This window comes from Thiohalospira halophila DSM 15071 (assembly GCF_900112605.1).
Classification (GTDB): domain Bacteria; phylum Pseudomonadota; class Gammaproteobacteria; order Thiohalospirales; family Thiohalospiraceae; genus Thiohalospira; species Thiohalospira halophila.
Genome location: NZ_FOMJ01000018.1, coordinates 1 through 5,947 on the forward strand (window position 1 = coordinate 1; position 5,947 = coordinate 5,947).

At 64.0% G+C, this 5,947-nt stretch carries 8 protein-coding genes; 3 read left to right on the plus strand and 5 right to left on the minus strand.

Translation table 11 applies throughout. From position 1 onward, the window contains the following. The first annotated feature begins 56 nt into the window (after positions 1-56). Both BM272_RS13350 and BM272_RS13355 read left to right on the plus strand, forming a co-directional pair. The gene (locus tag BM272_RS13350) at positions 57-368 is read left to right on the plus strand and encodes a transposase (protein WP_093427751.1); all 312 of its coding nucleotides are present in this window, start codon (positions 57-59) and stop codon (positions 366-368) included. A gap of 17 nt (positions 369-385) precedes the next feature. Further along, positions 386-1,183 carry an IS3 family transposase gene (locus tag BM272_RS13355; protein ID WP_093427777.1) on the plus strand — a complete coding sequence of 266 codons (798 nt, stop codon included), beginning with the start codon at positions 386-388 and terminating at the stop codon, positions 1,181-1,183. On the opposite strand, the gene BM272_RS13680 is transcribed toward BM272_RS13355, so the two are convergent. The 5 genes from BM272_RS13680 to BM272_RS13380 form a co-directional block, all read right to left on the minus strand. Next, positions 1,089-2,924: a hypothetical protein gene (locus tag BM272_RS13680; RefSeq protein WP_143613317.1), complete on the minus strand. Its 1,836-nt coding sequence runs from the start codon at positions 2,922-2,924 to the stop codon at positions 1,089-1,091. The genes BM272_RS13355 and BM272_RS13680 overlap by 95 nt on opposite strands. Next, on the minus strand, positions 2,911-3,429 hold the full coding sequence (locus BM272_RS13365; protein WP_093429288.1) for a hypothetical protein: 519 nt from the start codon (positions 3,427-3,429) through the stop codon (positions 2,911-2,913). Before BM272_RS13365 ends, BM272_RS13680 begins: the two co-directional genes overlap by 14 nt. A gap of 141 nt (positions 3,430-3,570) precedes the next feature. Next, the gene (locus BM272_RS13370) at positions 3,571-4,209 is read right to left on the minus strand and encodes an SGNH/GDSL hydrolase family protein (RefSeq protein ID WP_093429289.1); all 639 of its coding nucleotides are present in this window, start codon (positions 4,207-4,209) and stop codon (positions 3,571-3,573) included. 96 nt (positions 4,210-4,305) lie between these two features. After that, positions 4,306-4,656 (minus strand): hypothetical protein, encoded by a 351-nt coding sequence (locus BM272_RS13375; RefSeq protein WP_093429290.1) that lies wholly within the window; start codon positions 4,654-4,656, stop codon positions 4,306-4,308. Positions 4,657-4,677: 21 nt separating this feature from the next. Next, the gene (locus BM272_RS13380) at positions 4,678-5,400 is read right to left on the minus strand and encodes a DUF7424 family protein (protein ID WP_159433102.1); all 723 of its coding nucleotides are present in this window, start codon (positions 5,398-5,400) and stop codon (positions 4,678-4,680) included. A gap of 134 nt (positions 5,401-5,534) precedes the next feature. Here BM272_RS13380 and BM272_RS13385 point away from each other — a divergent pair, with 134 nt between their 5' ends. Next, positions 5,535-5,885 (plus strand): hypothetical protein, encoded by a 351-nt coding sequence (locus BM272_RS13385; RefSeq protein WP_093429292.1) that lies wholly within the window; start codon positions 5,535-5,537, stop codon positions 5,883-5,885. The last annotated feature ends 62 nt before the right edge of the window (positions 5,886-5,947 follow it).

Consider the following 5,947-nt stretch of genomic DNA (forward strand, 5'->3'; position numbering starts at 1 on the left):
TGAACTGACCCCCTTCCGAACTGCACAGGGTATAGTGCGGGTAACAGGAGGGTACGATGAGCGAAGAAGCACCGGTGAAGCGCTGGACCGCCAAGCGCAAGACGGCCGTGGTGATGGAGATCTTCAAGGGTAAGACCACGGTCGCGGAGGTAGCGCGGCAGCATGATCTGACCGTCTCCGAGGTCGAGGCCTGGATGGACGAGGCCCAGAAGAGCATGGAGAACGGCTTCCGGTCCCGGCCCAAGGATATCCGCGAGCAGTACGAGTCGGAGCTCCGCGAGACACGGGAGGCGCTGGGCGAGGCCCATCTGCAGATCTACGCGTTAAAAAAATACAAGCGCCTGCTCGACGACGAGGAGAGCTCGTAAGGTCGGTGCAGGCGGAGATGGCGGCTGAGGGCCGGCCGGTGCCGTTGGCGAAGCTGTGTCGCTGGTTGGGCGTTCCCAGACGCTCGGTGTACTACCGGCCGAAGCGGCGGTCCCGACCGCTCAACGAGCTTCTGGTGGCACGTATCAAGGCCAAGCTGGAGCAGTTCCCGACCTACGGGTATCGCCGCCTGGCGGCGATACTGGGCGAGAACCGGAAGCCGGTCCAGCGGGTTCTGCAGCGCAAGGGCTGGCAGGTCCGGAAGCGGCCCCAGGGCCATCGGCCGCGGGCTCGGAGTCTGCCCTCGGTGGCCAGCCGGCCGGATGAACGATGGGCCACTGACCTCACGCAGGTGTGGTGCGGCAAGGACCGCCGAGCAGCGCTGGCTGTCGTCATCGACTGCTGCACCCGTGAGGTGCTCGGCTGGCGGCTCTCGAGTCGGGGCAACAGTCCCACGGCCGAGGCGGCCCTGGAGGAGGCGCTCATCGAGCGTCACGGTGTTCTCCAGCGAGTAGCCCGGCCATTGGCGCTCCGGTCCGACAACGGGCTGGTATTCAGCTCCCGGCAGTACACGGCGACGGTGAGGGCTTACGGTCTGACCCAGGAGTTCACGACGCCGTACACGCCGGAGCAGAACGGCCTGATGGAGCGCTTCTTCCGGTCCCTGAAGGAAGAGTGCATCTGGCAGCACCGATTTGAGTCGCTGGGCCAGGCCCGGACGGTCATCCGCCAGTGGATGAAGTACTACAACGAGCAAAGGCCGCATCAGGCCCTGGGCTATGCGGCCCCACGGGCACACCCCGCATTAAGCGCGTGAGGTGTGCAGAAACCAGGGGGTCATTACAATCCCTCCGGAAGAGCATCTGGCGCTCGAGCTGGGCCCCCTCTTCGAGGCCCAGCCACCAGGAGGGCAGGATATCCGCGAGGCCATCGAAGGACAGCCATTTCTTGCGCACGGATGACAGATCATGGCGCCCAAGGAACGCCTGCCAGTGCGCTTCCAGCGTGGCTGACTTGTGGGTATTCCAGTCAGCAACCTGATCTTCCGCGACCGTGTTGGCCGTAACGGACCAGATATCCGGAAGCGCGACCCGCGGTCGCATATCAATGGCCCCACCACTCTCTTCAGCCCGCAGCGGATTCCGTGCCGGCGGGTCGTAGGGCCGCACCCACATCCGGTGTTCGAGATTGACGGCCAATTGGTAGTCGTACGGAAGGTCCTTGGCGCTCTCGATCGCCTGGAACTGGCCCTTGGGTAGGAGCCTCGAAGGTTTGGCGCCCGTGGTCAGGGCCGTAGCGGCCACCCGGAGCATTCTCAGGGTCTGGGTCCGGTTTTCACGCTCCTTCTTCTTCGTCGGCTCGGCCCGTGCAAAGGCCTCGTAATCCGCGGCCATTGCGCTCGTTAGGGTCGCCAGCTCAGCGAGACGTACCCGGCCTCGATCAAACGGTAACCGTTGCACCTGCATGCGCATCTGGCGAGCCCGACCCCGCGCCGCAGCATAGAGGGAAGCCAAAGGGGCGAGCTGAACCAGTTCCTCCTCCGGCCCATCTGTCAGTGCCTTTACGTTGACCCAGGCCGTCTCACCCGCACCCCGGTATTCCCGCGGATCGAGGCCAGCATCAAGGATCTCGCGGTGGGTCTTTTCATCCGGCTCCTCGATCTCGAGGGCACCCCCTTCCGCTACCAACTCGGCGTGGCCGGTTTTTCCATTGAAATAGCGGTAATAGGCGTGCTGCGGCCAGAGTCTGTTCGCGTCGAGTCGCGCCCCCCCTTCTCTACCTCCATCACCTCTTCGCGACCCGGATTGGCGCTCCTCAATGGCGGGAGGTTCGGAAAGGCTGTGAGCAACACGGAGAAGCTCTGCCAAGCACCCCAGTCCATAGCCTGTCGAGTGCGTAGCGGTTCCTTGCAGCTTCCCTTTCGCGGCCACCAGCGCGTTGAACAACTCGCCCGGATCGCCGATTGCCTCCCGCAGCCACTCCAGAACATAGTCATGGTCTTCGGCCGTCTTGTCGTTCGGGCCATGGAGTTGGCGAATTGACCGTCCCGCCACCTCAACCCGGCTCTTCAGTTCCTCTCTCTGTCCAGAGGTCAGGCGGAGATACCCGGCCACATACTGCGCCTGCAAGCCCTGATAGACCCAGGCGTAGCCGGACCCAGCATCCGGCTGACCGGCACGCGGCCCGTCTCGGTCATCCAGATGGTGCCGAAACCAGAGGGCCGACCAGACGGGATAGTTCTCCTTACAGCCATGGAGGGGATCCTTGTAGCCCTTCCCGGCCTCAATGGCCGTCAGCCAAGGTTCTGTTTGAAGCGGAACCTCTTTCGGTAGACGGCAAATCCCGTCGACGAACTCCCAAAGCGGCGCGATCCGTTCGGCGCCTATGAGGGTACGTATGCGGCTCTGCAGGAATGCGAGATTATCAGCAATCGGGATCGCGCCCTGAAACGTCAGCGGGATCCCCAGCATCAGCCGCGCCTGCTCGAAAGCCTCTCGCGCCGAGTCGGGCAACTGCTCCCAGAGAAGGCGGGCACTGTCTTCTTTACTGATCGTCATCGCCTTTCCGGCTCCGGCGATCGTTGACAAGGGTCTGGCGAGTCACGCCCAGGTGGTCGGCGACCGCCTTCAGCGAGGGGGATTCCAGGCCAGCTAGTCGCAGCAACTCAGGCCGACTTTCGTGGGCCGCGATCCAGCGCCCGCGCACCCCTGGCGCACTCCCAGCCCCCTCGACTGCAGGGAGGGCGAGCAATTCCAGTGCCTCAATGACTTCCGGGGGACCTGATGCGGGCAGGAGAACAACCGTTACCTCCTCTTTCGGACGCAGGGATGCCCTGAGCGCTTGATAGGTCACGTGACCTGCCTGCAAGCGGTAGGCTTTATCCCCCTCCTTCTCCTCCTCAGTGACCAGCATTGGCCTGAGGAGGGACAACCATTCGCGAGACTCGGGTGGCAGACTCGCCAGGAGCCTGGCATCAGTATGAGAGAGCTGAATCGACTCTTCATCGCCGTCAGCGACGATATCCGCAAGGCGGACCTGCCGCCACTGGAGTCGCTGACTCATGCGAACGTCCCACTTTCCACAGGTTGAGTCCTTCCTCGCTTTCTAGGCACACGTTATCAGATTCTTCTCTCGGCCTGGTGCCATGGGGAGGGGCGATCGGCCTCTTCTCCCCGACCATAAAGATCCCGCACCATGGCGGTTTCAGGCCTGGGCCAGCAGCGCCGCAGCAATCTTCCGCGACCCCTGGCTCGACGGTTCGATGGGATTGGCGAAATCTGCCGGATCCCTGCAGATCGCCCGCAGCTCCACCAGCGGCAGTCCCCGCGCCAGGGCCGCTCGGGTGATGGGATCATTGTAGAGCGACAGGGCGGTACGCAGCGCCTGCGGCGAGGCCTGCCCGAAGATGAAATTCATGATGACCTCATCGACCTCCGGAGTGCCCGCAAAGCCCAGAAGGCCCTCGTAGATGGTGCAGACCGTCACCGGGAGGCCGAGGGCCAGCAGGGCATCCAGCCCGCCGGCGTACTGCTGCAGGAAGGGTTTCCGAACCCGGGCTAACCGCTCCAGGGCATCGTCTACGTCCCGGGCCCCCTCCCCCAGCACTGGCAGGGCCTGGAGGGCATCATTTCCACCAATGCTCAGAAAGCAATAGTCGGTATCCGAAGGCAGTCCCCGGATCTGCTCCGGGAGATCGGCGGCCACTGCGCCATCCTTGGCCAGCAGCGTGGCGCGATCCCCGCACGGTAACTGCTCCCGGAGACGGGTCACGGTATCCGGCGCCCCGGCCGTGTAGGCGGCATTATCGAAGATGGAGTCGCCAAGAAGGACATAGTGGGTCATGGGATCAGTTCCCTATTGCCGTGGTGCGATAGGCTGGGCCCCGTTGCAGGGCCCAAAGCCCGGGCTGAGGGGGATACCCGGGCAGGAAGGGAGGGCTCAGCTCGCTTGCGCGACCTGGGAACCACCGGCTCCGATGGTGGCGAGGATCCCGCCCACCAGGGCCAGAGCCATGAAGATGGCGACCAGCGTGCCTCCCAGCACGGCCCCGGCCAGCGCGCTGATGATCAAAAGGATCCCCGGCTTCCGGGAAACCGATCCCATGGCGACGGCGCCGAGGATGATGGTCAGGAAGGAGAAGAGGACCCCGCCCCATCCCAGACCGACCACGGTGCTGGCGCCCTCGGCCTCGGCAGCCCCGCCGATCCCACCGACCATGAGCGTGAAGCCCGCGGCGAAGATCCCGAAGATGCCCGCGATGAGTGCAATGATTCCGCCTGCTTTCTGCATGATTATGCTCCTGGATTCGAGTTAGTTATCGGAAGAAGAGTCTTGAGCACGGGTAGCCGCGATCAAGCTGGCGCTGCCGGAACGCAGGAGGACATCACGCCCCACATCGGAGAGCTTGACCTGAACCCGGTTCCGCCGGTTGAGTCGCGCCTTGCCAAACTGGTGAGCGGTCCCATCCATGTAGATGTACTGGCCCCAGACCTCCCACTCGCCGCGCCGGTCGTTGTTCAACCGAACCATGAGATCCGAACCGGCCAGATCTACTTCCTGGTGGAACTGGGACTGGATATCGGCTTGCAGCGCCTTAAGCTGATCACGATTGAGCAGGAACGCCGATTGATACGCGGTCCGGCCATCATCGAGCTCGCCTGTACTCGTCCCGAGGCCGAACACTGCATCCATGTCGCTGGCCTCATAGCCGGCCTGAATGGGAACACTGGCCTCGGCCCGCAGCACCGCCTGGAACTGGTCCTGGGCGCACTCCACGGCCCGGAAATCGGGCAGGTAGCGGCCCAGGATCGACTCCAGCTTCTCGCGGTTGTCCTGGCATTGCTGGACGGATGCCATCTCCATGGCGATCTGGGTGGGTGTATTGAGGCTCTCGCCCTCCTCGGCCACGGTCACGAGATCATCGAGATAGAGCTCGGTCTCGCTCTCCATTTCGCAGCCGATGAGGGCCAGCGTGGCCGCCCCGGCCAGAAAGCCGGGCAGCAGTCTTCGTAGTGGTTGCTGGTGCATATCCATCCTCCCTTGCGTTGATGGCAAGGCAAGGATGCAGGCGGGGTGCGACAAGATAAGTCGCAAATGAGCGGGTGGGCCTTCGGTGGGATCGAGAATCCACCTGCGCTATCCTGCCGCCCGGCAAAAAGGAGCGCGCCGTGGCCGACAGCCTGCACCGACAATGGACCCTCCTTCGGGCCCTCCCCCGCCAGCCGAGGTGGGTGGCCACCGCCGATCTGCATGAGCGGCTCACCGAGGAGGGCTTCGACGTCAGTCGACGGACCGTCCAGCGGGATCTCAATTCCCTGTCCAGTCTCTTTCCCCTGGTGAGCGACGAGGCGGGCACGGGGCAGATCTGGGCATGGATGGAGGGCGCACCGGTCCTGGATCTGCCCGGCCTCTCCCCGGCCTCCGCCTTGGCCTTCCGACTGGCCGAGCTGCACCTGCGCCCCATCCTGGCGCCAGAGGCCGTTGATGCCCTGGCCCTCAGACTAGTTGTCGCCTCGTGAGGTAGGATGTTCTTAGAAAAGCCGGGGCGATAGGAGTGACGAGTGGCACGATATTCCCGGGA

Coding starts and splice junctions, on each gene's coding strand:
- BM272_RS13380 (WP_159433102.1), bottom strand. CDS start 5,400: ATGGATATGCACCAGCAACCACTACGAAGACTGCTGCCCGGCTTTCTG.
- BM272_RS13370 (WP_093429289.1), bottom strand. CDS start 4,209: ATGACCCACTATGTCCTTCTTGGCGACTCCATCTTCGATAATGCCGCC.
- BM272_RS13355 (WP_093427777.1), top strand. CDS start 386: ATGGCGGCTGAGGGCCGGCCGGTGCCGTTGGCGAAGCTGTGTCGCTGG.
- BM272_RS13350 (WP_093427751.1), top strand. CDS start 57: ATGAGCGAAGAAGCACCGGTGAAGCGCTGGACCGCCAAGCGCAAGACG.
- BM272_RS13680 (WP_143613317.1), bottom strand. CDS start 2,924: ATGACGATCAGTAAAGAAGACAGTGCCCGCCTTCTCTGGGAGCAGTTG.
- BM272_RS13365 (WP_093429288.1), bottom strand. CDS start 3,429: ATGAGTCAGCGACTCCAGTGGCGGCAGGTCCGCCTTGCGGATATCGTC.
- BM272_RS13375 (WP_093429290.1), bottom strand. CDS start 4,656: ATGCAGAAAGCAGGCGGAATCATTGCACTCATCGCGGGCATCTTCGGG.